Below are 21,991 nucleotides of genomic sequence, written 5' to 3'. Positions count from 1 at the left end.
TCGCGCACCGGCGAACCTCCCGCCGCACGGTCCGAGCGGCTACCGTGATCAGGGTGCGGACGCTCTATTCGGTGCGGCTGGAGGGCCTGGCCGCCAACCCCGCCGCCCCGGCCGATCTCCTGCTGCTGATCCTGGAGCGCGCCGAACCCCGGATGCGGAACGCGCTGCTGCGCCGCGCCGGGGTTCCGGACGCCGTGTACGAGGCGGCCGCCCGGCACCCCGATCCGCGCACCCGGCGGCTGGTCGCCACGACGGGCCACGCGCCGGTCGCGCTCCGCGCCCGCCTCGCCGACGACCCCGACCCCGTCGTCCGGCGGGCGGTGGCCTCGGCCCCGGAGCAGTGGGAGCCCGCGATGCCCCTCCCCCGGGACGTCCTCGCGCGGCTCGCGGCCGACCCCGACTCGCGGGTGCGCGACGCCCTGTGCGACAACGCGGCCCTGCCCGACGGCGTCCGGGCCGCGCTCGCCGCCGACCCGGACGCGAAGGTCCGGATGGGGGCGCTGCTGACCTGGCCGGAGCCGCCCGACGAGGTCGTCGACGCGGCGCTGGAGGACGCCGACCCGGCCGTCCGGCGGCTGGCGATGCGGCTCGCCTGCCACCGCCGCCCGGAGTTCGCCGCGCCCCTGCTGGCCACCGGCCAGGCGTCGGCGGTGTCCACCCTCCCGCTGGACGACGAGCAGGCGCGTGAGCTGTGCCGGCACGACCGCCCCGCCACGCGCGCCGCGGTCGCCGCCAACCCGCATCTGCCGCCCGGCCTCGTCGAGGTCCTCGCCGCCGACCCCGAGCACGAGGTGCGGCTCGCGGTGTCGCTGCGCCCGGAGCTGACCGAGGAGCAGCGCGCGGCCATCGACTACCACGTCGGGCCGAACGACCGGGTCCATCCGCCGGAGTGGTTCTGGACGCGGCTGGACGACCTCGTCCTGATGCGCCGGTACGCCACGTCCGCGCACGTGGCGCTGCGCCGCTTCGCCGCCTACAGCCCGCACCTGCCGGCCGACCTCGTCGCCCTGCTCGCCGGCGACGAGGACTTCGTCGTCCGGATGCTGCTGTCGGAATGCCATCCCGATCCGCCCGGGGACCTTCTGCTCGCGGTGGCGCTGGAGTCGCCGTTCATCACCCGGCTGGACCGCGTCGGGCATCCCAACTTCCCGTGCGCGGGCCTCGCCCGGCTCGCCTGCGCCGACGACCCGGTCGCCCGCACCCTGGCGCTGCGCGATCCCGGGCTCGGCGCCGGGGCCGTCGAGCGGCTCAGCCGGGACGGCGACCCGGGCGTGCGCGCGGCGGCGGCCCGGGACGCGCGGCTGCCGGTCGCCCGGCTGCTGGAACTGCTCGACGACCCGGAGGCGGCCGGGAGCGCGGCCCGCAATCCCGGCCTGCCGGAGGCGTCGATGAAACGGATCCTCTACGACGTGGCGATCATCTAGCGGACCGGGCCTGGGGCTTGCCGACCTGCAGTTCAGTGGTGGTCTTCAGGGGACGCCGCTCCGCCGCGACACCGTGGCTTGCGCCGTCTCCTTTTGACACCGGGGATCTCGTGTATCGCGAGCGTATCGAAAATCGCATACGCCACCGCAACAGCCTTCCGTCTTCCGTGGAGGCATGGACCACAGCGCATCAATGTCAGCGCCAGCCCGTCGTACGAGCAGGACCGAGCTCGCCGGGCTGGCGATCCTCTGTGTAGCGATCGCCGCGTTCGCCGTGCGGCGGTCGCTCGTGGCGTCCACCCCGTCGAGTTCGTCGGCCGAAGATGACGGGTCGACCGGGAGGCAGACCGCGCTGGGCGAGGGTGACGGTGTCATTCCCGACGTCGGCGGCGGTTGCCCGCCGATGTTCGCGGATCCGGCCGAGGACCCGAGGACGCGGCCGTGAATCAGGTGCCGGTCGCGCTTGAACGCCGAGCGGGCACTTTTCGGCCGCCGACCCTGCAGACGCTGCCGGTGGCGGTGACCGCGAACGTGGCCAGGATCCGTGCGCGGACCGCGAGCACGATCATGGCCGTGGTCAAGGCCGACGGTTACGGCCACGGCGCCGTCACGGTCGCCAGGGCCGCCGTCGCCGCCGGTGCCGGGTGGCTCGGGACGACGAGCGTCGCGGAGGCTGCCGCGTTGCGCGCGGCGGGGTTGGCGGTGCCGATCCTGACCTGGCTGCACCCGTCCGGGATCGACGCCGGAGCGGCGGCGGCCGCCGGGGTCGACGTCGCGGTCGGGTCCGTGGACGAGCTCGGCGCCCTTGTTGCCCAAACCTCGCCGGAGGTGCGGGTTCATCTGCATGTGGACACCGGGATGTCGCGTGGCGGCTGCCCCCGCGGGCAGTGGGACGACCTGATCGGGCTGGCGCGGCGCGGTCACCACGCTCGCAGGGTCCGCGTCGTGGGCGTCATGGGGCACCTTCCCCTGGCCGACCGGGCCGACCCCGCGGCGAACGCGCCGGCGGTCGCCGCCATGCGGGCGGCGCGGCGGGCGGTCCGGGCGGCGGGGCTGGGGGCGCCGCTCGCCCATCTTGCGGCCACGTCGGGGACGCTGACCGACCCGGCGACGCATTTCGGCATGGTCCGCGTCGGGGCGGGACTGGTCGGCATCGATCCCTCCGGGACGGTGGAGATGCGCGGCGCGTCCCGCCTGACCGCACCGATCGTGCACACGACGGCGGCACCGGCGGGCACGCCGGTCGGCTACGACGGCGCGTACGTCACCGATCGCGCCACCCATCTGAGCGTCCTGCCCGCGGGGATCATGGACCCGCTGTGCGGGGCACCCGGAGCATGCACGCATTGATGAGCGGCGATGCGGCGATGGCATGGCGCTACAACCCGATCAGCTTCCCCTGGTGATCGGCGCGGCCGGGCTGCTGGTACGGCACATCGCCGGGTGGATCTCCGGGCGGTGGGTGAACGTGGGCATCGGCGACCGCCGGGTCTTCTGGTCGATCACGGCGATGCTGCTGATAGCGCTGGAGATCAACCAGCAAATGCACGCCGAGCTGCTGCGCACTTCCGCCGACCGGTTCTCGTTCCTGCCGCCGCTCATGATGACCGCCGTGATCGCCGGAGCCTGTCTGTTGCTGCGGCGCGCGATGCCCGCCGACCCGCCGTCAAGACGCGCCGGCGGCTGACCCCCGGCCCGAGGCCGCCGCGGTGACGGGCGGCAGCGATTCATCGGTGTCCGGTCACTCGCCGGGCTTGAAGTCGTATTCCGCGGGCACGTCCGCTTTGGCGTCCGCCGGGCCGTACAGGAGCGCGATCTGCCGGTGCGGCTTGAGTTCGATGTCGGCCGGGTTGCCTGTGACCTGCTCGCCGTCAACGTAGGCGCGCAATGAGTTCTGACCGTCGGCCCGCAGGCCGCCGATGGCACCGGCGGTCAGGCGTACGTCCCATTCGGCGAACACCTGACCGAGGGTGTAGCGCTTGTTCGCGGTGGGCGCCTCCACGTGCAGCACACCACGTTCGTCGTGAGTGTGCAGCTCGGACATGGCGTTGCCGCTGGGATGGATGCCCAGGTTGGCCGGCACGGTCACCTCCTCGCCGTTGACCGGCACGTCGAGGTGGGCGTGGAAGTGCTTGGCGGTGCCTTCCATCGGCTGCACGGTCAGCCCGGCCTCGCGGGCCACCGACACCGGGTCGGCGGGAAGCGGCCACGGCGGCTCGGACGTGCCGCTCCCGCTGATCGCCGTGGGCAACGCGGACTGTTCTCCCGAGCCGCCCTGGCTGACCACCGCCCAGGTCCCTCCGCCGATCAGTGCGGCGGTGATGACGCCGACCGCGCCGAAGATGACGATGCGTTCGCGTCGTTCCCGGCGTGCCTGTTGCTTGCGCATCGCAGCGACGCGCTCTTTGGCCGGCTGCCTGGCCTGGTTCTGCTTGGCGGCCGTGCCGCGCTTCGACGCCATCTGGAGGACCTCCTGCGAGTCGTGGACCACCCCAATCTACCGAAACAACTAAGGTGTTTAGTTGTATTGCCTGCCCGGGATGTGTCCGAATCGGCCGTCCCCGGTGGCGGTGGCGGCACGCCCAGGTCAGGCGAGCGACCATCGTCGGCGAAGGCGCGCGGCCCAGTTGTCTACGATTTTCAGATAGTAGATGATGGTGGGGTGAGTGGACCCGGTGGCGAGTTGACCAAGCTGCTCGGGCCGTTGGGCGCCGAGGTGATGGCGGAGCTGTGGGCGGCCGACGAGCCCCTGCCGGTGCGAGGGGTCCTGGACCGGCTGAACCGCCGCCGGGACGAGCAGCTGGCCTACACCACCGTGATGACGGTGCTGGGCAGGCTCGCCGCGCGTGGCGCGGCCACCCGGACGGCGGCCGGGCGCGGCTACCTGTACCAGGCGGCGGTGCGGGACGCCGCCGAACTCGCCGTCAAGGACGTCGTCCGCGACCACGGAGCAGCGGCCGTGACCTATTTCGTCGATCAGATGCGCGCGGAGCCACAGCTGCGGCACCGGCTGGAACGGTTGCTGGATTCGAGTTCGCCCGAAGCGGGAGAGGGCTCCTGATGCGCTCTGCCGACCGGACGCTGATGCATGCGGGCCTTTTGGGGCCGCTCATCGCCGGTGCGGTCTGCGGCGCCCTCATGGTGGGCGGCTTCCTGGTCATGGTGATCGGTGCCGTGACCGGCCGGACCTCCGTTCCCGAGCTGACCGTCTCGCGCGCCGCCTTCGGCGTGCTGATGGCGCTGCTGTGGGGCGGGGTCATTACGACCGGGCTGACGGCGCTGATCCGGCAGTTCCGGCGTAACCGCAAGCTGAGCCGGTGGGTGGCGTCGGCTGCGGTGAGCCCTTCACCGGATCTGGTCACCGCCATGGACCAGGTGCGCGGCCGCCACCCGGTGGTGGAGATCGCCGGGGAGGCGCCGTACGCGTTCACACATGGGATCTGGCGGCCGGCGGTGGTGATCAGCTCCGGCCTGGTCGAGCGGGCCGCCCGGGACGAGCTGGTGGCGCTGCTGCACCACGAGGACTACCACGTCCGGCATCGTGACCCGCTCAAGGTGCTGGTGCTGCGCACCTGGGGCGCCGCGTTCTTCGTCGTCCCGCTGGTCGGCGTCGTCCTCCAGCGGTTCCTGGACCGCCAGGAACTGCGGGCCGACCGTGCCGCCGTCCGCCGGTGCGGCGTCGCCGCGGTGGCCGGTGCGATGCTCAAGGCCACCGGTGAACCGGCCGGACGGCCGGGGACCGCGATGGCGGCGATGGGTGGGCCCGCGCTGCTGGAGGCGCGTGTCGCCCAGTTGGAGACGGGCCGCAGCCCGCGCGTCATCACCATGATCGGGCGCGGTGCGGTGCTGCGGAGCCTCCCCGGCGCCGCGGTCATCGCCGTTTACGGAGTATTCGCCTACCGGCTGTGCGGCGCCGCCGGCGTCTGCTGCATGAGCTGATCGCTCCACAGCCTCCCAGTTGTACTATGAGTACGTAGTACTATCTCGATATAGTAGAAGTGGATCGGGTATCCCGCCGGGAGGCCGGGGAAGGGTGTCGGCGGGTTCGGCCGCGGGCTTGGCGGCGGAACCGGGCGCGGTCGGCCGTCGCCGGTCGATGGATCGCCACGGACCTTCTCATCGTGGCGGTCCGCACCGGATCGGCAGCCCGTCACGGGACCTGCGGGCAGTGGCGTACGTGCTCGGCATGCATGCCCCGGCCATGGGCCGGTGTCCGTGGTCGCGCCCAGCGTCGACATGGGCTTCGCTCGGCTGGTCATCTCATAAGCGGAAGGAAGGTGCCATGTCCGAATCACATGAGACCCGCGATGACGTCGCACGCAGCACCAAACTGCAGCGCTACTGGAACAAGAAGGCCGGCGGCTACGACCGGCAGATGGGTTTCTGGGAGCGGCGCCTGTTCGGCGATTCCCGCCGGTGGGCGTGCTCGCAAGCCTCCGGCGAGGTGCTGGAGGTGGCGATCGGAACCGGCTTGAACCTCCCCGTCTATCCCGGCCAGGTCAGCCTGACCGGGATAGATCTCAGCGATGGGATGCTGGCCATCGCGCGTACCCGGGCGGCCGAGCTGGACCGTCCGGTGAAGCTCCTGCAGGGCGACGCCCACGCCCTGCCCTTCGAGGACGCGGCCTTCGACACCGTGGTCTGCACATTCAGCCTGTGCTCCATCCCCGAGATCGACACCGCTGTCGGCCAGATGCGCCGAGTGCTGCGCCCGGGCGGGCGGCTGGTGCTGGCCGACCACATCGAAAGCTCCTCGATGCCGGTGCGCGGGCTGCAACGGCTCCTGGAGCTCTTCACCGTCCCGCAGGCGGAAGAGCACTTCCGGCGCAGGCCCCTCAACCAGGTACGCGCCGCCGGATTCACCGTCGAGCAGGTACAGCGTTTCAAACTCGGCATCGTGGAGCGGCTCACCGCCCGCAAGCCGACCGCACCCTGACGGTGGCAAGTCCAGCCAGGCGGGCGCGCTGGAGAAGCCGTCGTAGGCGGTGGAGCCGAGCATCACGCACGCCACCGCCACAAGCCCCGGCCCGGTCCGCAGCCCGTCCAGCCCGTTGAAGGGATTGCGCGCCACCAGGCGGCCGTCGGGACGCCGCCCGAACGGCGACAGCCGCCCGATCAGCGCCGAGTACACCTCGAAGGAGTCGGCGCGGTCGAACCAGCGTGACCCGAACGTCAACGCGCCGAGAAGGTGCGCGGCCGCGTAGACGGTGAACCAGGCCAGCAGGACACGGGGAGAGGTGCGGTCGGGGGCCACCAACTCCAGCCAGGTGAAAGCGAACAGGCCGAGCGCGGCGGGCCAGCAATCCATTCGGTGCGGATATGGCCGCGCCCCCTTTTCGGGTGGGCGTCCGGCCAGGCGGCGATGGCGTGGTGCACGGTGCGCAAAGGATTCAGCCGCCGCCACACCGGCCCGGCCAGCAGCGAGGCCGGGATCAGCCCCGCCCAGAACACCACGTACACCATCCCCGCGGTGGGATTGAGCCGGTCGTCCGGCCCCAGCAGCGCCGCCACGGCCACAAAGGCCGCCAGGCCCAGGCCGGCCAGCCGCAGCGTCCACCGCAGCACCGGCCCGTCGGCCACCTGCTGCACCGCGTCAGGCAGCGGACGGCCCGCAGCGTCACCGCGCAACCGGGAGGCGCGCCACCAGAGTCCCGTCGCGGCGAACGAGATCAGCACCGCGGCCGCGGCGCCGGTCACCGCGGGCCAGAACGGGATCGGCAGATCCTGCCGCCCTCCCACCCCGTGCGCCAGGACGGTGCCAACGGTCTCGGAAGCGGCACCGTGCCGGCCCGGCAACGGCGGGTTCAACGCACCGCCAACTGGACCAGGAGCACACCGCTCTTGTGCGTCTCCACCTCGAACAGCCCTGTCCGGTCCGCGGTGAACTCGATCACGGCCGGGCTGCCCGGGCCGACCGGCCGCTCCAGGTCATAGCCGTGGACATGGACCGTGTCGGACTGATCCGCGTTCACCTGCAGCCGTACCCGCTGCCCCTCGCGCACCCGCACCCGCCGACCCGACGGCCGCCTTCCCATCGCTGAGCGCGACCGTGATCGCCACGTCCACCGGTGCGTCTTCGCCGCCCGGAGTCCTGGCACCGGGGGTTTCGCCGCGGGACGTGCCGGTGAGGGTGGTCGTGGCGGCCACCGGCTTGCCGTCGATCGCCCAGGGGCCATGGTCGTTGGCGTTCAACTCGGCCGGCGCGTCGCGGTGGCGACGCCGCTGCCGCGCGGCCTTCGTCAGTTCCGCGACCGCGCAGTAGGCGCAACGCGCGATGACGGCCAGGCCGAGCATCGCGCCCGCGGAGGCCATCGCGGCCCCGCCCGGCGTGGCGTACCGGGACCGCAGCGCCAGCACGCAGGCCTCCAGCAGGTGCGCCAGGTTGCCGCTGAACGGTGCGGTGGGCACGGCCAGGGCCAAGGCGCCGAGCGCCACGGCGACCACCACGGTCGCGGTCACCGCCTGCCAGGCCGCCACCGCCAGCCGAGGGGCGTGATCAGCCCAGCCGCGCCGCAGCAGCCAGGGCGCGGCGACCCCGAGCAGGGCCGCGTATCCGAACAGCACCAGGGCGATCGTCACGGCGCCGCGTCCCCGGCCTCGCCGCCGTCGCCGGACTCGGTCCCGGCCTGATCGATGGCCCGGCGCAGTTCGGCGACCTCGGCGGAATCCATGCGCCCGATGAGGCGGACCAGCGCGGAGGCCCGGTCGGTGGTGGTGGCCAGCGCCTCCTCCACCAGGCCGGCGGTGTAGTCCTCGCGGGAGGCCGCGGCCCAGTAGTAGTGCGCCTTGCCCTGCTTCTCCCGGGCCAGCCACCCCTTGCGGTACAGGATCTCCATCACCGTCTGGACGGTGGTGTAGGCGATCTCGCGGCTGCGCTGCAGGTCATCGACGACGTGACGCACCCGCACCGGCTCGTCGGCCGCCCACACCCGGTCCATGATCGCGGCCTCCAGCTCCCCGAACCCGGGCACCGGCACTCCCTTCCCTCTGCGTAACCTCCTAACCTACCTCGGTGGTCGGACGGCCGCAGTCACCGGGCGTCGCCGTCCGAGCAGGCCGCGCAGGAGGTGAGGGCGGACGCTGTGCTCGGTCTTTCAGGCCCAGGTCACTCTGATGACCGCCACGCGATGTTCGCTGCTTTCGTGGTGTTCGATGATGACGTACCTGGCGATCCCGCGTCCTGCCCCGAACCGCTGTGTCCGGACGTTCGCGCCGGCGGGGTCGTCGGGGTTGTACTGGGCGCCGTTCCACGGCTCCGTTCCCAGGCTCGTCCGCAGATCGAGGTAGGCGGTCAGGGCCTGGTGGGGGAAGGCGGAGAGTTCGGCGAGAACGTCCTTGGTCTCCTCGACGCGGTAGATCAACGGCTGTCCTCGTGCTCGGCGAGACGCCGCCTGATCATCTCCGTGGCGTCGGCCATCGGCACCGGTTCACCGCGCAGCACGGCCTCGGCGGCCTGGTCGGCGGCGCGCCGCCCGTCCGGGTCGATCGACATCACCGCGATACGCCACCAGGTCTCGATGAACTCCTGAAGGGGCGTCAGATCCAAGTGATCGGCGGCGGCGTTCATCGCCCGCCGCAGCCCGGAGTCGAAGGCCGCGCGGTCCTCGGGCGGCAACGCGGCCCTGATCGACCGCAGGTCCTTCCCCGGCGGTCCCGGCGGGGACTCCGGTGGGCCGGCGGCCGGAGCGAAGAGTCCGTGGTCCGCGCGTTCGGAGGTGAGGCCGTTGCCGACCAGTGCGGTGATGACGGCCTGGGTGGCGGTGGCCATGTCGATCGTCTCGGGGCTGAGCAGCCACTGGACCTGGAGCCCGTCCATGACGGCGATGATCGCCGCCGTTACGGTGTCGTCGTCCAGGCTGGTGGCTATGTCGCCGGACTCGCGGGCCTCGCGCAGCGCATCCATGATCAGGACGCGCAGTCCGCTGTAGCGGTCGCGGAAGTAGTCCTGGGCCGGGTGACCGGTGGTGACGCTCTCGGCGGAAAGCACGGTGTAGAGCCGCACGATGCCTTCCTGGGTGGCGTTGCGCCGCATGGTCTCGACCAGGTGGCGCAGGAACGCCAGCCCCTGGGGACGTCCGGGAGCGAGTTCATCGATCTCCGCGTCGTCCCGGTGTGCGAGCACGCTGGTCAGCAGGCCCACCTTCGACGGGAAGTAGTGCAGGAGCCCCTGCTGGGTGAGTCCGACCTGGGCGGCGACCTCGGCCAGGGAGGCGTTGTTGTAGCCGCGCGCGGCGAAGATCTCCATCGCGACGTGGAGGATCTTCTCACGCCGATTGGCCCGGGCGGACTGCCGCCGGCCGGTCTCCTCTACGCCATCGGCGTTCTCGGCGGTCACCCGCAAAGTCTACGCAGAACCACCACGACGCGGGGTCGGCCCGTCCCCCTCATTCACCGAGTACTCGGTAGGTAAATGGATTGGGCCTCCCGAATACACGGTAGGCGTGCTTCACTTCACCTTGCACGGCCTGACACCGTCCGGACTTCGTCTTGAAACGCGACATCGCGGACCCGCCGCCCACCCCCTGCGCCGGCCGCGATGTGGTGCCCCCGCCCACCCCGGATTCAGGAACACCATGCTCACGACCCTGCCGCGGAGTCGCGCACCACCTGGCTGGTCCCGCGTTCAGCCTGGTCCTGCGTTCTGGCTCTGCCTCCCCGCCCCCTCCTGCGCGTTGGGAGGTCCTCCCACCCCCGCACGTCGCACGTCCCCGGACGTCGCGGCGTGCCCGGCGCATCGACGTGCGACGTCGGCGATGCCCCGGCCACACGAACCAGTCCCTCGCTCCATAGGAGACCCCCATGTCCCCCGTCCCCATCCGCCCGCGCCTCAGATCGATCAGGCGCAAGACGGCTCTGCTCACCGCGACCGTGCTGACGTCGGCCGGCATGGTCGGCCTGGGCGGCGCCGCGGCCCAGGCCGCGCCCGGCCCGGTCGTCTCGGCGTGGATCACCACTCCCGACCGGTCCCAGCTGCTCAACCCCTCCGCGTCGACCCAGTTCCGCGACGGTGGAGCCTCGGGCCAGGTCATCACGGTCGACCCGAATCAGCGGTTCCAGACGATGGACGGGTTCGGTGCGTCACTGACCGATTCCTCGGCATCGCTGCTGTACCGCCTGCCGAAGGCGCAGCGCGACGAGGTAATGGCCTCGATCTTCAGCCCGACCCGGGGCATCGGGATGAGCGTGCTGCGTCAGCCGATCGGCGCTTCGGACTTCGTCGACGGCCCCCACTACACCTACAACGACCTGCCCGCGGGACAGACCGACCTGTCCCAGAGCCGGTTCAGCATCGCCCACGACGAGGCCGAGATCCTGCCCTTGCTGCGACAGGCGCTCCAGCTCAATCCGCAGCTGAAGATCATGGCCAGCCCGTGGAGCGTGCCCGCGTGGATGAAGACCAACGGGTCCCTGGTGGGCGGCCGGGTGAAGGACGACCCGGCCTACTTCCGCTCCTACGCGCTGTACCTGCTGAAGTTCGTCCAGGCGTACGAGGAGGCGGGAGTGCCGATATACGCGCTGACCGTCCAGAACGAGCCCCAGAACCGGACCCCGGACGCCTATCCGGGCACGGACCTGCCCGTGGCCCATCAGAACGCCGTGATCAACGAGCTCGGTCCGATGCTGGAGCAGGCCGGTCTGGGTGACGTCCAGATCATCTCCTACGACCACAACTGGACTCAGCACCCCGACGACATCGCCGACGCCCAGCGCCTGGGCGTGGACCCGGAGATGAACTACCCCTACGACGCGCTGCGCGGCTCGGCCGCGCGGTGGATCGACGGCACCGGGTTCCACCACTACGCGGGCGACGCCGGTGCGCAGAACGCCCTGCACGACGCCTTCCCGGACAAGGGCATCTGGTTCACCGAAGGATCCGGGTGGCACGGCGCGCAGGACTCGTTCGCCAAGTTCTTCTCCGACACGCTCAAGTGGCACTCCCGCAACATCCAGATCGCGTCCACCCGCGCCTGGGCGCGCGCGGTGGTGAACTGGAACCTCGCGCTGAACAGCCAGGGCGGCCCGGTCAACGGCGGCTGCGGGAACAACCCCGCCGGCATGTGCACCGGCGTGGTGGCCATCGACGGCACGACGATCACCCGCAACGCCGAGTACTACACCCTCGGCCACATGAGCCGCTTCGTGAAGCCCGGCGCCGTGCGCGTGGGCTCCAACAACGCGGGCGAACTGGAGAACGTCGCCTTCCGCAACCCCGACGGCGGCTACGCCCTGATCGTCACCAACATCGGCGGCGGCACCCAGAACTTCGACATCGCGTTCGCCGGTCAGCACGCCGCCTACACGCTGCCGCCCAACGCGCTGGCCACCTTCACCTGGACACCGGGCTCCGGAGGCGGAGACGACCAAGCACCCACGGCTCCGGGCGACCCCGCCGCCTCGGCCGTCGAAGCGACCTCGGTGACCTTGGGCTGGACCGCGTCCACCGACGACACCGGGGTGACGGGCTACCAGATCTACCGGGACTCGACCCTGGTCGCCACCGTCCCCGGTACCTCCACCTCCCACACCGACACGGGTCTGACCCCGGAGACGAGCTACACCTACACGGTGCGGGCCGTGGACGCGGCCGGGAACCAGTCGGCCCCCTCCACCGTGGTCCGCGTCACGACCCGGGCCGCCACCGGGGGCGGCATCGACCCCGCACGCTGGTACCAGGTGGTCAACACCAACAGCGGCAAGTGCCTGGACGCGGCCGACGGCGGCACCTCCAACGGCACCGCGCTGCAGCAGTGGGCCTGCTTCTCCGGCAACGACAACCAGCTGTGGCGGTTCCAGCCGACCAGCGGCGGCGACTACCGTGCGGTCAGCCGCAACAACACCGCCCTGGCCTGGGACGTCTCCGGCGGCGTGGCGGCGACCGGTGACGGCGCCTCGGTGCATCTGTGGACCTACGGCGGGGGCACCAACCAGCAATGGCGGCCCACCGACCGCGGCGACGGCACGTTCGCCTTCGCCGCCCGCCACAGCGGCAAGTGCCTCGACGTCCGTGACGCCTCCACCGGTGACGGAGCCCGCCTGCAGCAGTGGACCTGCCACAACGGCCCGGCCCAGACCTTCCGCCTGGTCCCGGGGACCTGACACCCGCTTCGGCGAGCATCGAGCACGCCACCGATACCCGGCAACGGCCGAGTGCCCATCCGGGGGCCGGCCGTTGCCGGCCGAAGCGGCCGTCCCCCGGCCTCCCACCGTCTTCGCGATCAGCCTGCCGCCGGGGCGCACCACCACTCGTCCTCCAGGGCGTCGCGACGGCACCCACTCACCAGGGAGCACCCATGCTCTTGCAACACTCACCGTCCGGCGGCACGGCCGGGCACCGCGGACCCCTCTTCGCCGTGGCGGGAGTCGTCGCCCTGGCCGCCGGCCTGGGCGCGGTGCCCACGGTCGCCCCGTCGGCCCAGCAGGCCGCCGCACCCACCGCGGTGCAGGTCTACTGGAGTTCGGAGTCCAGGACGGCCGGCTACGGCCCCAAGGACGGCAACTGGTTCAAGGACCCGGCGGCCGGCCTGGCCGGCACGCCCTACCGGTTGTCCAGGCAAGCCGACCTCACCACGGCAACGGCCACCGGGACCGCCACCATCACCGCCGACACCACCACGCGGTACCAGAATGTGCTCGGCGTCGGCTCTTCCCTGGAGGAGTCCACGATCTACAACCTGTCCCGGATGAACCCCGCCACACGCGAACCGGTGCTGCGCATACTGCTCGACCCGGCCACCGGCGCAGGGTTCAACGTCGCCCGCATCCCCCTGGGTGCCAGCGACTTCACCGCCCGCGAGTTCTACACCTACAACGACGGCGCGCCCGACCCCGAACTGACCCGCTTCTCCATCCAGAAGGACATCGACTACAACATCATCGCCGTGCTCAAACAGGCCAAGGCGATCAACCCCGACCTCATCCTGTTCGGCAGCGTGTGGAGCCCGCCCGCCTGGATGAAGAGCAACAACAGCCTCATCGGGGGATCGCTGGTCGACGCCCACATCCCCACGCTCGCAAAGTACTTCCGCAAAGCCGTCCAGGCCTACGCCCAGCAGGGACTGCCGCTGCACGCGGTGACCATGCAGAACGAACCCCTGTACTCCCCGCCCGACTACCCGGGCATGACGGTGACGCCCGACCAGGAACGGCGACTGGCCATCGCCATGCGCGCCGAGTTCACCGCCAACGGGGTGGGCGCCACCAAGATCTGGGCCTTCGACCACAACTTCGGCGACGGCGTCAGCTACAGCGCCGGAGTCCTCGGCACCCCCGGCAACCCCAGCGACGCGTTCAACGCCGTCGACGGCTTCGCCTTCCACGACTACGGCGGCGACCCACCGGCCATGGCGCAGGTCAAGGCCAACTACCCCACGAAGGACGTCGCGATGACCGAACGCGCCGTCTGGGGAACCTCCGGCGCCGACCGCATCGTCCAGTACTTCCGCAACCAGTCCACCATGTACCAGGACTGGGTCACCATGCTCGACCAGAACCGCAGCCCGGAGAAGTGGAGCGGCTCACCCGACCCCACCATGCTCATCCAGAGCACCACCGACCCCGACACCTACTGGGCGCTCCCCGAGTACTACATGATCGCCCAGTTCTCCAAGTTCGTGGAACGCGGAGCCGCACGCGTCAAGACCGACTACGGCTCCACCGGCACCGTCACCAACGTCGCCTTCCGCAACCCCGACGGCACCCTCGTCACGGTCGTGGTCAACCAGACCTCCTCCGACCAGCCGGTCATCCTGCGCGTGGGCGGCCGGCAGATCTCCGCGACCCTGCCGGCCAAGACCGTCGGCACCTATCTGTGGCCCGGCGCCGACAGCGGCGACGGCAGCGCCCCCGCCAACCTCGCGGAAGGCAAACCCACCACGGCCTCCTCCACCGAGAACTCCGGCACCCCCGCCACCGCGGCAACTGACGGCGACACCTCCACCCGGTGGTCCAGCGCCTTCAGCGACCCCCAGTGGCTGCAGGTGCAGTGGGACGACACCGGCGGCCTGAACCGGCAATGGACCCTGACCGAGGTGGAGACCATCCCGTAACGCGACGACGCACAAGCACTCGTGGAGCGGCGCCAGGAGGCCGCGGGCCTCCTGGCGCCGCTGACCTTTGCGTCCCGGTGGGCGAACCGTGTTCCTTTGCGCGGGGGCCGAGCCGTTCGACGATGAGGCCGCTGCGCAGCCATCAATGACCCTCACCCCAGGGGAGGACAGATGCGCAAGGCGCTGATCACACTCGCGCTCGCGGCCCTCGGCCTGACCGCATCGAGGGGGCGGAAGGTGTGGGATGAACGGCCGTCGGCTCAGCCGCTGACGCCGTTGCTCTGGACGCCGGCCTGCCGGAGGATCTCCTCGGTGTCGTCGAGCGGAGGTTCGATGACCTCCAGGATGGTGCGCTTGAGGTCCTTGCCCTCGGCGCCGTCCAGTTGCACCTCGCGGTCCCAGCCGGTGGTGTAGACGGCGCCGGCGGTGCCCAGGTCGAGGCAGGTCACGTACGGGTCGGGGGCGAAGTCGACGAGGGGGACGCCGAGCAGGTCGGCCGCAGCGTTGTGCCCGGCCGCCTTACCCATGGGGGTCGCGAACTGGCAGCTCTGCAGTACGTGGTGACTGGGGTCGGCCTGGGCGGCGGCGACGTCTCCGGCGGCGAACACGGCGTCGGCGGCGCGCAGGTGGCGGTCCACGTGCAGGCGTCCCAGCCGGTCCCGCTCCGCGGGGATCTGGAGGGTCAGCCGACTGGCCCGCATCCCTCCGGTCCAGACCACGGCGTCCGCCGCGACGCGGGTGCCGTCGAGCAGGACCGCGCCCGTCTCGTCCACGGCTGTCACGGTCGAGTCGAGCCGCACGTCGATCCCCAGTTCGGACAGGGCCGACTCGATCTGGGGCCTGGGGCCCGGCCCCAGGTCGGGCCCGACCACGTCGGCCCGCTCGACCAGCACCACCTTTCCCCGCTCCGCCAGTTCGGTGGCGAGCTCCAGGCCGGTGAACCCGGAGCCGACGACGACGACGGTGTAATCGTCCAGGCCGCGCAACCGGTCGGCGAGCCGGGCGGCGCCCTCGTCGGTGTCGATGTCGAACAGGTGCTCCGCGCCCGGCAGCGCCGGCCGGGCCAGGCCGCTGCCCGCGGCGAGCACGAGCCTGTCGTAGCCGATCGTGCGGTCGTCGGTGACGAGCCGCCGGGCGTCGGTGTCGATCTCGGTCACCTGCGCCCGCAGGTGGGTGACCCCGATCGGTTCCAGGAACCCCTTCAGCGGGACGCGGGCCCATCCGGGGTCCAGCCTGTGCAGGCGCGGCCGGAGCACCAGGTGCTCACCGGGGGCGACGAGCGTGATGCGCAGATCGGACTCGCCCCGGACCCTGGCGGCCGCGGCCGCGCTCCAGACTCCGGCGAAGCCGGCACCGACGATGGCGACATGGGACATGGTGATTCCTTTCTCGGTTACCGGAGGGAGGCTTTGTGGATCTTTCCGGAGCCGGTGCGGGGAAGGTCGTCGACGAGGCGGACCGACTTCGGGATCTTGTACCGGGCCAGCCGTCCGCCCAAAAAGGCGATCAGCTCGTCCTCGTCGGCGCTCATTCCGGGACGCGTCCTGACGAAGGCGCGGCCGACCTCGCCCCACTTCTCGTCGGGCACGCCGATGACCGCGCACTCGGCGACCGCGTGATGCTCCAGGAGCCGCGCCTCGACCTCTGCGGGATAGACGTTCTCGCCTCCGGAGATGTACATGTCCTTGAGGCGGTCGATGACGTAGACGTAACCGTCCTCGTCCACGCGGCCCACGTCACCGGTGCGGAGCCAGCCGTCGGCGGAGAGGACCTCGGCCGTGGCGTCGGGACGCCTCCAATAGCCCCTCATGACGGTCGGGCCCTGAATGAGGATCTCGCCGGGCTCGTCGACATCGGTGTCGGTCGAGTCCGGGCGCACCACGCGGACGTCGTTGAAGAAGTGGGCGACGCCCGCCGAACCGACCTTGACCGTGCTCATCTCGGCGTCGAGGAGGAGGGCGCCGGGTGCCGCCTCGGTGACCCCGAAGCCCTGGAGGAAGCGCAGCCCGCGGTCCTGGTAGGTGTGGATCAGTGAGACGGGCGCGGGCGCTCCACCCGTCATCAGGAAGCGGACGGACGACAGGTCGGCCGTCTCCCACCGGGGCGACCGCGTCAGGTCGGCGAACATCGTGGGCACCCCGAACATCCAGGTCACCCGGTGGCGCTCGACGAGGTCGAGGCAGGTTTCGGGGTTCCACGCCGCCATCAGGACCGCGCCGCCGCCTTTGAGCAGTGTCGGGAGCAACGACATGTTGAGCGCCGCGACGTGGAACAGCGGCGCGCTGATCAGCGCCACCTCGTCACCGGCCAGGTCTGTTTCGACGAGCGTGTTCAGGCAGTTCCAGATGACGTTGCCGTGCGTCAGCGTCGCCCCCTTGGGCCGCCCCGTCGTGCCCGAGGTGTAGAGGATGAACGCGTCGTCGTCGTGGCTCACGGGCTCGTCGATCGGGACGGTGGAGGCGGCGCGCAGCATGTCCTCGTAGTCGTGGACGTCATCCGCGCCCCCGCCGGCCGCCACGAGCTCCGGCGCGGTGGTCAGATCCTCCACCACGCCGGCGCTCCCGGCGGCGTAGACGAGGACCGATGCTCCGCAGTCGTCGAGCTGGTAGCCGACCTCGGGCGCGGCGAGCCGGGTGTTGAGCGGCGCGAAGACCGCGCCCAGCGTGTGGGCGGCGAACATGGTCTCCACGAGTGACGGGGCGTTCGGGCCCAGGTAGGCGACCCGGTCGCCGCGCCGCACGCCGAGCCGCCGCAGTGCGTGCGCGAGCCGGGTGACCCGCGCGAAGAGCGCGGCGTACGTCACGGTGCCGTGCGCGGAGATGAGAGCCGTCCGGTGCGGGCGGCTGCGGGCTCGCCGGGCGGGCCATGATCCCAGTCCTTGGTTTCGCATCAGGACGGCTCCCCCTCGGTCTGGTCGGTCTGGTCGGGCTGGTCGGTCTCCGGGAAGGCCACCCGCCTGAGCATGCCGAGCAGGAGCTCGCGCTCGCGGGTGGTCAGGCAGGACAGGACCTGCTCCCGGGCCTCGACGACGTCCGTCTTCGCCTTGTCGCGGAGCGTGCGGCCCTCGGGCGTCGGCACGATCAGGCGTGCGCGCCGGTCGCTCGGATGGGGGCGCCGTTCGATGAGGCCCGCGGCCTCCAGCGTGTCGAGGAGCGCCACGACGGGGCTGGGATCCAGCCCGAGGAAGTCGGCGAGCTGACGCTGGGAGGCGCCGTCCCGGTCGCACACGTACGACAGCACCGAGAAGTGCCGGGCCCGCAGGTCGTGGTGAGCCAGGCGGGCGTTGGTCGCCCGCACCATCAGCCCGCTGGCGCGCGCCAGCAGGAAGCCGGTGTCGCCGAGCAGCTGCTGCCGTTCGTCCGTCTCCGCCACCGTCATACACCTCAAGTTCAATAATGTGGAACAACAATTATTGACGCTATCATTTACTTTGCCGGAGTCGAGCCTTAGCCGCGGGCGGCAGCCGAGCGAGTCGATCTGCACGAGAAGCGGTGGTCCGTGACGACAGGCGGGTTCCCAGACCGAGCAGTGAATCCATGACACCGCGCATCCCCACCGGCCCCCTCACCGCGATCGACATGCACGTGCACGTGGGGTCCGCACCGTGCCACCGTGCCGGTGCGGATCTTTGATGCCGTACGACCCCGCGCAACGTCACCGTGCGGCGGCGCTCTTCCGGGCGCGGCCGATGCTCGCCAGGCCCACCGCCAGCAGCAGGGCGGCACCGTTGAAGACCTGGCTCACCCATGACGGGGCGCCGATCAGAGTCAGGCCGCTCACGCTCACCGCGACGAACAGGACCCCGATGACCGTCCCCAGTACCGAGGGACGCCCGAGGTCGATCACGATGGTGCTGAGGAAGACCGCGGTGAGCGCGGGGAACAGCATGTTCATGCCGTTGTCGGAGGTCGCCGAGCCCTGCCGCGCCAGCAGCAGGATCCCCGCGGCCGACGCGACCAGGCCGGACAGGACGAACGAGGCGAGCTGGACCCGCAGGACGTTGACCCCGACCAGGCGCGCCGCATTCGCGTTGGAGCCGACGGCGAACAGGTGGCGGCCGAGCGGCGTCTGGTCCATGACGAACCAGACGACGACCGCCACCCCCGCGGCGGCCAGGACGATCCTCGGGACGCCGAACCACATCAGCGAGCCCAGGTCGGTCAGCGCCGGTGAGATGCCCTTCGTGATCTGCAGCCCGTCGGTGTACGCGAAGATCGCGCCGCCCAGCAGGGTCGCCATGCCCAGGGTCGCGATGAACGGGTTCATCCCGAACCGCGACACCAGGAGGCCGAGGGTCGTCCCGATGAGGACTCCGGCCAGCAGCGCGAGCGCCACGGCGGCGGGCACCGGAAGGCCGAAGCGCGACATCGCCGTGGCGGCCACCACGCAGGCCGACGCGCTGACGGCGCCGACGGAGAAGTCCAGGAAACCGGCGGCCATGGGGAACAGCAGCGCCAGCGCGACGGCGAGGCCCACGGCCTGGTTGGCCAGCAGGGCCTGGACGTTGGCCGAGCTGCGGAACGCTTCTCCCGACTGCGGCAGGGCGGCGAAGACGGCGGTCATGACGACGAGCATGAGAAGCAGGCCGTAACGTTCGATCAGGGCGACCGCGGGCCGGGACCGCCGCCCGGTGTCCGCCCGGGCGCTGTCGTCGGGGGGCACCGGGAGCGGCCGCGCCGCCGTGTCGACATCGACCGCTCCGTTGGTCTCGTCCATCTCACGAAATCCCTTCAACTGGTCTGGGTCGCGGCGGCGATGGCCGCCTCGGTCAGCCGGGCGCCGGCCAGCTCGGCGGTGAAGGCGCCGTCCCGCAGGACGAGGACCCGGTCGCACAGCGCTTCGAGCTCCTCGAAGTCCGACGACACCACCAGCGCCGCGTTGCCGTCGGCGACGTGAGCGCGGACGAGGTCGTGGATCTCCGCGCGGGCCACCGCGTCGACGCCCTGCGTGGGCTCGTCGAGCAGCATCAGCCGCGGATCGAGCCGGAGCCAGCGCGCGAGGACGGCCTTCTGCTGGTTGCCTCCCGACAGGGAGTGGAAGGCGATGTCCGGGCTCGCGGCACGGACGCCGAAGTCCGTCATCAGGCTCGCCGAGTCCCGGCGCTCGGCGGCGCGCGCCATTCGCCAGCCCGACCAGTAGCGGCGGACGACCGTCGCGGAGATGTTCTCCCACAGGGACCGGTCGGGGAACGCCGCGTCCCTGGCGCGGTCCTCGGGTACCAGGGCGATCCCGTCGCCGATCGCGTCGGCGGCAGACCGGTGCCGGACGGGCGTCCCGGCGACCTCGATGCGGCCGGCCTCGACGGCCAGCTGGCCGAAGAGCGCCCGCAGCAGGCTGGAGCGGCCCGATCCGAGCAGCCCCGCCACCCCGACGATCTCGCCCTCCCGGGCCTCCAGGTCGATGCCGCGCAGCGGCCCCCCGGAGAGCCGGGAGACACGCAGCACGGGCCGGCCGGCGCCCTGGCGCGGGACCGCGCCCCGCGGCGCGGCGGCGCGGCGCCGGAGGGCCGCCTCGCCCGCCATCAGCCCCATCACCCGGGACTCGTTCAGTTCCGCGGGCGGGGCGTCCGCCACGATCGCGCCGTCGCGCAGCACCGAGATCCGGTCGGCGATGCTGAGCACCTCGGGCAGCCGGTGGCTCACGTAGATGATCGTCTGGCCTTGCTCCTGGCAGCGGCGCAGCGCCGCCAGGAGCAGTGAGACCTCGTGGCGGGGCAGGCTCGCGGTGGGCTCGTCCAGGACCAGCGTCACGTGCTCGCCCTTGTCGATGTCGCGCAGCGCCCTGGCGATGGCCACCAGCGTCCGGTCGCTCGGCCGCAGGTCGCGCACCAGGCGGCGCGGGTCGACGTCCACCCGCGCCCGCCGCAGCCGCTCCCGTGTCCGCTCGTGCAGGCGCCGCCACGAGATCATCGGCCCCGCCCGCCGCGGATAGCCCTCGTCCAGGGCGAAGTTCTCGCTGACCGTCAGGTCGTCGACCAGTCCCAGGTCCTGGTGGACGAACCGCAGGCCGGACGAGCGCGCCACGGCCGCCGTGTACGACTCGGCGGCGTGCCGCCGGCCATGGATCGCGATCGTTCCCCCATGGTCGGCGTGGTGGACGCCGGCGAGGATCTTCAACGTCGTCGACTTTCCCGAGCCGTTGCCGCCGAGCAGCGCGTGCACCGAGCCCCGCGCCACCCTGATCCCCAGGTCCCGGAGCACCTCGACGCCGTCGAAGGACTTGCTGACGTGGGCCAGTTCCACCGCCGTGTCGCCGGCGGCGTACGCGTGCCCCGCAGGTGTGGTGGACATCGTCACGGCCTCCTCCCGCTCTACAGGTTCCAGGCCTTCTTGTAGAGGCCCGCGTAGTCCATGGGGCCGACGTACTCGGCCCCGGGCGCGGGCATGTTGTGGCTCTCGTCCACGAGCTGGATGCCGACTCCGCCCGGGACGGGCCGCTTCCCCTGGAAGGAGCGGTTCAAGGCGTCGATCGTCGTGTAGGCGCGGTAGCCGACGGAGATGCCGTAGCAGATCTGCTGTCCCTTACCGCTGCGGATGTAGTCGACGTTCTCGATCTGGCACTCGCCGCCGACCACCATGAGCTCCGGCCGGTTGGCCGACACCAGCGCCTGCTGGACGCCGGCGACGAAGAAGTGGTCGATGTCCACGGTGACGACGTCCGCCTGGGGGTTCTTCAGGAGCGTCGTCTCGAACTTCTGCCGGATGACGGGGACGTCGGCGGGCGAAACCTTCACGGAACCGACGATCTCGCAGCCGCCGCAGGCGGCGATCCGGTCGGTGAAGCCCTTCGCCATGTAGTCGCCCATGGCCACGTCCTGGAAGGAGACGTGCACGATCTTCGCCTTGCCCTCGGTCTTCGCGATGACCGTGTCGGCGCGCAGGCGCCCCAGGCTGGTGTAGAACCCGGCGAGCGTCGGCGCGGCGGCGAAGGGCTGCGCCGGGACGTCGAACAGCGCGGTGCTGCCGCCCTGGGTCGGGTCGTCGCAGTCGAACCCGCTGTAGGAGGCGATCTTGATGCCCGCGCGCCCGGCCTCCACGAGCGCCTGCCGCACCGGTGCGCAGTCGACGGCCAGCAGCACGATGCCGTCGGCCTTGGCGGCCGTCGCCTGGCGGACACAGCCCGTCCAGCCGCCGTTCTCGTTGTTGCGACCGTCACAGACCCGGGCATTCCAGCCGAGCACCTTCGCGGCTTCGGACACCCCTTCGGCCTGCTTCACCAGGGCGTGCACCTGCTGCCAGGCGGAGATGATCCAGATGTCCTTGCCGGAGACCGGCTTGGGCGCGTCCGCAGGGGGTTCGGTGTAGCCGCCGGTGTACGCGCGTTCGACGGCCCGGGACGCTTCCGCGATGACCTGCGGAGAGGTCGTCCCGCCGCCCGACCTCCGCGAGTCGGAGGACCCGCAGGCGACGAGCGCGGCGGCCAGCAGACCGACGAGTGAACTGATGATCAGCAGGGTCTTCGGCGATCGCCGTCGCCCGCCGCCAGGGAAGTACATTCTGCGTTCCTGACTGGAGATGGAGA

21 protein-coding genes are annotated in these 21,991 nt (G+C 71.5%); 9 read left to right on the top strand and 12 right to left on the bottom strand.

Features of this window, described 5'->3' with window-relative positions; translation table 11 throughout:
- Positions 1 to 53: 53 nt before the first annotated feature.
- The 4 genes from ACTWPP_RS19710 to ACTWPP_RS19695 all read left to right on the top strand — a co-directional run bounded on the left by ACTWPP_RS19710 (position 54) and on the right by ACTWPP_RS19695 (position 3,111).
- The gene (locus ACTWPP_RS19710) at positions 54 to 1,424 is read left to right on the top strand and encodes a hypothetical protein (protein ID WP_443105752.1); all 1,371 of its coding nucleotides are present in this window, start codon (positions 54 to 56) and stop codon (positions 1,422 to 1,424) included.
- 193 nt (positions 1,425 to 1,617) lie between these two features.
- Positions 1,618 to 1,869, top strand: coding sequence for a hypothetical protein (locus tag ACTWPP_RS19705; RefSeq protein WP_443105751.1), 252 nt, complete (start codon positions 1,618 to 1,620; stop codon positions 1,867 to 1,869).
- A complete protein-coding gene (locus tag ACTWPP_RS19700; protein ID WP_443105750.1) occupies positions 1,866 to 2,774 on the top strand; it encodes an alanine racemase in 909 nt (302 codons plus the stop codon). Before ACTWPP_RS19705 ends, ACTWPP_RS19700 begins: the two co-directional genes overlap by 4 nt.
- A gap of 22 nt (positions 2,775 to 2,796) precedes the next feature.
- Positions 2,797 to 3,111 carry a hypothetical protein gene (locus ACTWPP_RS19695; protein ID WP_443105749.1) on the top strand — a complete coding sequence of 105 codons (315 nt, stop codon included), beginning with the start codon at positions 2,797 to 2,799 and terminating at the stop codon, positions 3,109 to 3,111.
- A 54-nt stretch (positions 3,112 to 3,165) separates the two neighbouring features.
- On the opposite strand, the gene ACTWPP_RS19690 is transcribed toward ACTWPP_RS19695, so the two are convergent.
- Positions 3,166 to 3,885 (bottom strand): hypothetical protein, encoded by a 720-nt coding sequence (locus ACTWPP_RS19690; protein ID WP_443105748.1) that lies wholly within the window; start codon positions 3,883 to 3,885, stop codon positions 3,166 to 3,168.
- Positions 3,886 to 4,086: 201 nt separating this feature from the next.
- Here ACTWPP_RS19690 and ACTWPP_RS19685 point away from each other — a divergent pair, with 201 nt between their 5' ends.
- From ACTWPP_RS19685 to ACTWPP_RS19675, 3 genes are all read left to right on the top strand, one after another.
- A complete protein-coding gene (locus ACTWPP_RS19685) occupies positions 4,087 to 4,485 on the top strand; it encodes a BlaI/MecI/CopY family transcriptional regulator (RefSeq protein WP_443105747.1) in 399 nt (132 codons plus the stop codon).
- Entirely contained in the window at positions 4,485 to 5,363 is an 879-nt protein-coding gene (locus ACTWPP_RS19680) for a M56 family metallopeptidase (RefSeq protein WP_443105746.1), read from the top strand. Before ACTWPP_RS19685 ends, ACTWPP_RS19680 begins: the two co-directional genes overlap by 1 nt.
- Positions 5,364 to 5,706: 343 nt before the next feature.
- The gene (locus tag ACTWPP_RS19675) at positions 5,707 to 6,360 is read left to right on the top strand and encodes a class I SAM-dependent methyltransferase (RefSeq protein WP_443105745.1); all 654 of its coding nucleotides are present in this window, start codon (positions 5,707 to 5,709) and stop codon (positions 6,358 to 6,360) included.
- 236 nt (positions 6,361 to 6,596) lie between these two features.
- Here the strand turns inward: ACTWPP_RS19675 and ACTWPP_RS19670 are convergent, their stop codons facing one another.
- The 5 genes from ACTWPP_RS19670 to ACTWPP_RS19650 form a co-directional block, all read right to left on the bottom strand.
- On the bottom strand, positions 6,597 to 7,163 hold the full coding sequence (locus ACTWPP_RS19670; protein WP_443105744.1) for a hypothetical protein: 567 nt from the start codon (positions 7,161 to 7,163) through the stop codon (positions 6,597 to 6,599).
- Between the two features lie 189 nt (positions 7,164 to 7,352).
- Positions 7,353 to 8,003 (bottom strand): hypothetical protein, encoded by a 651-nt coding sequence (locus ACTWPP_RS19665; protein ID WP_443105743.1) that lies wholly within the window; start codon positions 8,001 to 8,003, stop codon positions 7,353 to 7,355.
- Positions 8,000 to 8,395: a BlaI/MecI/CopY family transcriptional regulator gene (locus ACTWPP_RS19660; protein WP_443105742.1), complete on the bottom strand. Its 396-nt coding sequence runs from the start codon at positions 8,393 to 8,395 to the stop codon at positions 8,000 to 8,002. The genes ACTWPP_RS19665 and ACTWPP_RS19660 overlap by 4 nt, the downstream gene beginning before the upstream one ends.
- Positions 8,396 to 8,518: 123 nt before the next feature.
- Positions 8,519 to 8,785 (bottom strand): hypothetical protein, encoded by a 267-nt coding sequence (locus ACTWPP_RS19655; protein ID WP_443105741.1) that lies wholly within the window; start codon positions 8,783 to 8,785, stop codon positions 8,519 to 8,521.
- Complete coding sequence (locus ACTWPP_RS19650) at positions 8,782 to 9,759, bottom strand: DUF6247 family protein (protein WP_443105740.1); 978 nt, start codon at positions 9,757 to 9,759, stop codon at positions 8,782 to 8,784. The genes ACTWPP_RS19655 and ACTWPP_RS19650 overlap by 4 nt, the downstream gene beginning before the upstream one ends.
- Before the next feature lie 464 nt (positions 9,760 to 10,223).
- Between ACTWPP_RS19650 and ACTWPP_RS19645 the strand changes: the two genes are divergently transcribed.
- Together ACTWPP_RS19645 and ACTWPP_RS19640 are read left to right on the top strand one after the other, a co-directional pair.
- Positions 10,224 to 12,521 (top strand): RICIN domain-containing protein, encoded by a 2,298-nt coding sequence (locus ACTWPP_RS19645; RefSeq protein WP_443105739.1) that lies wholly within the window; start codon positions 10,224 to 10,226, stop codon positions 12,519 to 12,521.
- A gap of 194 nt (positions 12,522 to 12,715) precedes the next feature.
- Positions 12,716 to 14,470, top strand: a complete 1,755-nt coding sequence (locus ACTWPP_RS19640) for a glycoside hydrolase family 30 beta sandwich domain-containing protein (RefSeq protein WP_443105738.1) — start codon at positions 12,716 to 12,718, stop codon at positions 14,468 to 14,470.
- A gap of 260 nt (positions 14,471 to 14,730) precedes the next feature.
- Here ACTWPP_RS19640 and ACTWPP_RS19635 read toward each other — a convergent pair whose 3' ends face one another.
- The 6 genes from ACTWPP_RS19635 to ACTWPP_RS19610 form a co-directional block, all read right to left on the bottom strand.
- Positions 14,731 to 15,846 carry an NAD(P)/FAD-dependent oxidoreductase gene (locus ACTWPP_RS19635; protein WP_443105737.1) on the bottom strand — a complete coding sequence of 372 codons (1,116 nt, stop codon included), beginning with the start codon at positions 15,844 to 15,846 and terminating at the stop codon, positions 14,731 to 14,733.
- A 17-nt stretch (positions 15,847 to 15,863) separates the two neighbouring features.
- Positions 15,864 to 17,360, bottom strand: coding sequence for an acyl-CoA synthetase (locus ACTWPP_RS19630; RefSeq protein ID WP_443105736.1), 1,497 nt, complete (start codon positions 17,358 to 17,360; stop codon positions 15,864 to 15,866).
- The gene (locus ACTWPP_RS19625) at positions 17,360 to 17,842 is read right to left on the bottom strand and encodes a MarR family winged helix-turn-helix transcriptional regulator (RefSeq protein ID WP_443105735.1); all 483 of its coding nucleotides are present in this window, start codon (positions 17,840 to 17,842) and stop codon (positions 17,360 to 17,362) included. Before ACTWPP_RS19625 ends, ACTWPP_RS19630 begins: the two co-directional genes overlap by 1 nt.
- A gap of 282 nt (positions 17,843 to 18,124) precedes the next feature.
- On the bottom strand, positions 18,125 to 19,186 hold the full coding sequence (locus ACTWPP_RS19620; protein WP_443105734.1) for an ABC transporter permease: 1,062 nt from the start codon (positions 19,184 to 19,186) through the stop codon (positions 18,125 to 18,127).
- Positions 19,187 to 19,200: 14 nt separating this feature from the next.
- Positions 19,201 to 20,760, bottom strand: a complete 1,560-nt coding sequence (locus ACTWPP_RS19615) for a sugar ABC transporter ATP-binding protein (RefSeq protein ID WP_443105733.1) — start codon at positions 20,758 to 20,760, stop codon at positions 19,201 to 19,203.
- Between the two features lie 20 nt (positions 20,761 to 20,780).
- The gene (locus tag ACTWPP_RS19610) at positions 20,781 to 21,965 is read right to left on the bottom strand and encodes a substrate-binding domain-containing protein (protein WP_443105732.1); all 1,185 of its coding nucleotides are present in this window, start codon (positions 21,963 to 21,965) and stop codon (positions 20,781 to 20,783) included.
- Between the last annotated feature and the right edge of the window lie 26 nt (positions 21,966 to 21,991).

It is taken from the genome of Actinomadura sp. 3N407 (assembly GCF_052245875.1).
Classification (GTDB): Bacteria; Actinomycetota; Actinomycetes; order Streptosporangiales; family Streptosporangiaceae; genus Spirillospora.
This window is presented reverse-complemented; position numbering and strand designations above follow the sequence as displayed.

Excerpts from the sequence above, each read along its gene's own strand:
- ACTWPP_RS19615 (WP_443105733.1), bottom strand. The coding sequence starts at position 20,760 with ATGTCCACCACACCTGCGGGGCACGCGTACGCCGCCGGCGACACGGCG.
- ACTWPP_RS19635 (WP_443105737.1), bottom strand. The coding sequence starts at position 15,846 with ATGTCCCATGTCGCCATCGTCGGTGCCGGCTTCGCCGGAGTCTGGAGC.
- ACTWPP_RS19620 (WP_443105734.1), bottom strand. The coding sequence starts at position 19,186 with ATGGACGAGACCAACGGAGCGGTCGATGTCGACACGGCGGCGCGGCCG.
- ACTWPP_RS19690 (WP_443105748.1), bottom strand. The coding sequence starts at position 3,885 with ATGGCGTCGAAGCGCGGCACGGCCGCCAAGCAGAACCAGGCCAGGCAG.
- ACTWPP_RS19695 (WP_443105749.1), top strand. The coding sequence starts at position 2,797 with ATGGCGCTACAACCCGATCAGCTTCCCCTGGTGATCGGCGCGGCCGGG.
- ACTWPP_RS19645 (WP_443105739.1), top strand. The coding sequence starts at position 10,224 with ATGTCCCCCGTCCCCATCCGCCCGCGCCTCAGATCGATCAGGCGCAAG.
- ACTWPP_RS19640 (WP_443105738.1), top strand. The coding sequence starts at position 12,716 with ATGCTCTTGCAACACTCACCGTCCGGCGGCACGGCCGGGCACCGCGGA.
- ACTWPP_RS19630 (WP_443105736.1), bottom strand. The coding sequence starts at position 17,360 with ATGCGAAACCAAGGACTGGGATCATGGCCCGCCCGGCGAGCCCGCAGC.
- ACTWPP_RS19610 (WP_443105732.1), bottom strand. The coding sequence starts at position 21,965 with ATGTACTTCCCTGGCGGCGGGCGACGGCGATCGCCGAAGACCCTGCTG.
- ACTWPP_RS19705 (WP_443105751.1), top strand. The coding sequence starts at position 1,618 with ATGTCAGCGCCAGCCCGTCGTACGAGCAGGACCGAGCTCGCCGGGCTG.
- ACTWPP_RS19680 (WP_443105746.1), top strand. The coding sequence starts at position 4,485 with ATGCGCTCTGCCGACCGGACGCTGATGCATGCGGGCCTTTTGGGGCCG.
- ACTWPP_RS19675 (WP_443105745.1), top strand. The coding sequence starts at position 5,707 with ATGTCCGAATCACATGAGACCCGCGATGACGTCGCACGCAGCACCAAA.